Origin of the sequence: Helicobacter sp. 10-6591, assembly GCF_003288805.1 — a bacterium.
Taxonomy (GTDB): domain Bacteria; phylum Campylobacterota; class Campylobacteria; order Campylobacterales; family Helicobacteraceae; genus Helicobacter_F.
Map to the genome: position 1 here is coordinate 1 of NZ_NHYK01000035.1, position 3,898 is coordinate 3,898.

Sequence of the window (3,898 nt, forward strand, 5' to 3'; positions counted from 1 at the left end):
CTTAATCTCCAATTAAGCTATTAGTTATATAATCACGCCTCTCATTTTTTAGAATCAAGTTGTTTCAGAATTTAGAGTAGATTTGGTTTGGAATAAATTGCTTTTTTAAGAAATGTGTTATTTGGAATTTTTATTGTTAATAGCCTAAGTAATTAAGACTACATAAATACTCCTTAATTATGTGTTCATACACTTAATAAGGCAGTACTTTAGGATACATTCATTGATTCTAAAAAGGAAGTAAGCTTGAGAAGGGCGAATGGTGGATGCCTTGGGTGATAGAGGCGATGAAGGACGTACTAGACTGCGATAAGCTACGGGGAGCTGTCAAGAAGCTTTGATCCGTAGATTTCCGAATGGGGCAACCCAATATGTAGAGATACATATTACCTTTAATGGAGCGAACCTAGTGAAGTGAAACATCTCAGTAACTAGAGGAAAAGAAATCAAAGAGATTCCCTTAGTAGCGGCGAGCGAACAGGGAAGAGGGCAAACCCAATGCTTGCATTGGGGGTTGAGGACTGCAACATCCACTTAGAGAATCTAGCAGAAGTATTTGGAAAACTACATCATAGAGGGTGATAATCCCGTATGCGAAAGATTCTCTATAGGTAGCAGTATCCAGAGTAGGCCAGGACACGTGAAATCCGGGCTGAAGCAGGGGAGACCACTCTCCAACCCTAAATACTACTATCACACCGATAGCGCACAAGTACCGTGAGGGAAAGGTGAAAAGAACCGCAGTGAGCGGAGTGAAATAGAACCTGAAACCATTTGCCTACAATCATTCAGAGCCCTATGATTTATCAGGGTGATGGACTGCCTTTTGCATAATGATCCTGCGAGTTGTGGTATCTGGCAAGGTTAAGCAAACGCGAAGCCGTAGCGAAAGCGAGTCTGAAAGGGCGTTTAAGTCAGATGCTGCAGACCCGAAGCCAAGTGATCTATCCATGGCCAAGTTGAAGTAAGTGTAATAGCTTATGGAGGACTGAACTCGTACCCATTGAAACGGGTTGGGATGAGCTGTGGATAGGGGTGAAAGGCCAAACAAACTTGGTGATAGCTGGTTCTCTTCGAAATATATTTAGGTATAGCCTCAAGTGATAGCAATAGGGGGTAGAGCTCTGATTGGGCTAGGGCTGCTCGCCGCGGTACCAACCCCTGTCAAACTGCGAATACCTATTGCCGTATCTTGGGAGTCAGGCGGTGGGTGATAAAATCAATCGTCAAAAGGGGAACAACCCAGACTACCAACTAAGGTCCCAAAGTTCTATTCTAAGTGGAAAATGATGTGAAGTTACTCAGACAACCAGGAGGTTGGCTTAGAAGCAGCCATCCTTTAAAGAAAGCGTAACAGCTCACTGGTCTAGTGATTTTGCGCAGAAAATATAACGGGGCTAAGATAGACACCGAAGTTGTAGATTGTGCTGATGCACAGTGGTAGAAGAGCGTTCGTATTGCGTTGAAGGTATATCGGTAAGAAGTGCTGGAGCGATGCGAAGTGAGCATGCAGGAATGAGTAGCGATAAAAGTGGTGAGAATCCACTTCGCCGAAAGTCTAAGGTTTCCTACGCGATGCTCGTCATCGTAGGGTTAGTCGGGTCCTAAGCCGAGTCCGAAAGGGGTAGGCGATGGCAAATGGGTTAATATTCCTATACCAACATTAGTGTGCGATGGGGGGACGCATAGGGCTAAATGGCGTTAGCTGATGGAAGTGCTAATTTAAGAGCGTAGATTGGGGGATAGGCAAATCCGCCTCTGTATTCGAAACTCCAATAGCTTCTTGAGACCTTCGGGTCAAGGGGAGTGCCATTGATGCCGTCGTGCCAAGAAAAGCCTCTAAGTTTAGCTAATGTTGCCCGTACCGCAAACCGACACAGGTAGATGAGATGAGTATTCTAAGGCGCGTGAAAGAACTCTCTTTAAGGAACTCTGCAAACTAGCACCGTAAGTTCGCGATAAGGTGTGCCATAGCAATATGGTCTCAGCAAAGAGTCCCTCCCGACTGTTTACCAAAAACACAGCACTCTGCTAACACGTAAGTGGATGTATAGGGTGTGACGCCTGCCCGGTGCTCGAAGGTTAAGAGGATTGGTTAGAGGCAACTCGAAGCCTTGAATTGAAGCCCGAGTAAACGGCGGCCGTAACTATAACGGTCCTAAGGTAGCGAAATTCCTTGTCGGTTAAATACCGACCTGCATGAATGGCGTAACGAGATGGGAGCTGTCTCAAAGAGTGATTCAGTGAAATTGTAGTGGAGGTGAAAATTCCTCCTACCCGCGGCAAGACGGAAAGACCCCGTGGACCTTTACTACAGCTTGGCACTGCCGATGGGAGCATTATGCGCAGGATAGGTGGGAGGCTTTGAAATCTTTACTCTGGTAGAGATGGAGCCATCCTTGAGATACCACCCTTAATGTTTCTGTCTGCTAACTAGCTTGAGTTATCCTCAAGTAGGACAATGTCTGGTGGGTAGTTTGACTGGGGCGGTCGCCTCCTAAAAAGTAACGGAGGCTTGCAAAGGTTGGCTCATTGCGGTTGGAAATCGCAAGTAGAGTGTAATGGCATAAGCCAGCCTGACTGTAAGACAAACAAGTCGAGCAGAGACGAAAGTCGGTCATAGTGATCCGGTGATTCTGTGTGGAAGGGTCATCGCTCAAAGGATAAAAGGTACCCCGGGGATAACAGGCTGATCTCCCCCAAGAGCTCACATCGACGGGGAGGTTTGGCACCTCGATGTCGGCTCATCGCATCCTGGGGCTGGAGCAGGTCCCAAGGGTATGGCTGTTCGCCATTTAAAGCGGTACGCGAGCTGGGTTCAGAACGTCGTGAGACAGTTCGGTCCCTATCTGCCGTGGGCGTAGGAGAGTTGAGGAGAGCTGTCCCTAGTACGAGAGGACCGGGATGGACATGCCACTGGTGTACCAGTTGTTCTGCCAAGAGCATCGCTGGGTAGCTACGCATGGATGTGATAACCGCTGAAAGCATCTAAGCGGGAAGCCAACTCCAAGATTAACTCTCCCTGAAGGTCGCAGCAAGACTAGCTGCTTGATAGGGTAGATGTGTAAGCATAGTAATATGTTCAGCTGACTACTACTAATAGACCGTTTGGCTTACTTTATGAGTATCCTAAAGACTGCCTTATTGAGTGTATGGGAGTTTTGAAAATTTAGGTTGTTAATCTGGAAAATGGAAATAAGGATAAAAATATCCCATATTTGCTTTGCTAAGGATTCTAAAAAAGAACTAGCTTGTTCTCAAGTTTTGGACTCCCAAAAGATTATTTGAGAGCAGGGTGTTTTGAATGTCTAAGAGACTTTGATGGATTTATAAAATCTAAGAGGAGTTTCTAATGAAAAATCATCAATGAGAAAGTAATTCGTTAGAAGCTATCATGAGAGAAAGTATAAAAGCATAAAGATTTAGACTAAATTCAAAATATGCCTAAGAGCTTTCTTTGAGGTGATAAAGTTAAACAGAATAAAGCGAAACCAAAAGAAAGACCCGAATATTTAGAACAGAAGCTTTTTTAGGGATAAAAGTAAAAAGCAAGAGAAATTATTATTTATCTTTATTTCCCTTTTCTTTGTGTCTATAGAGAGGAGGACACACCCAGCTCCATTCCGAACCTGGCAGTTAAGCTCCTCATCGCTGATGATACTGCACTTTGCAAGTGTGGGAATGTAGGTCGATGCAGGGAAAGGGGAGATCCTACAAAATACTTCATAAAACTTTTTCTTATTTCTTTCTTATTTTGGAAATCTTGTTTATTATGATTTGAGAGTGTGGATGTTACTTGGTAGCTTATAAATGGGTTTTAGACAAAAGTCTTTCCAATAAAAAATTAAGACATTAAACATATGAGAAAATCTATCTATGGAGGCTTTTAAAAGGTTAA

The 3,898-nt window shown here is 44.1% G+C and carries 2 rRNA genes; both read left to right on the forward strand.

What is annotated here, in order from left to right:
• The first annotated feature begins 238 nt into the window (after positions 1-238).
• Positions 239-3,121: ribosomal RNA gene (locus tag CCY97_RS07990) — 23S ribosomal RNA — on the forward strand.
• A gap of 463 nt (positions 3,122-3,584) precedes the next feature.
• A 5S ribosomal RNA gene (gene rrf, locus CCY97_RS07995) occupies positions 3,585-3,700 on the forward strand.
• Positions 3,701-3,898: the final 198 nt, after the last annotated feature.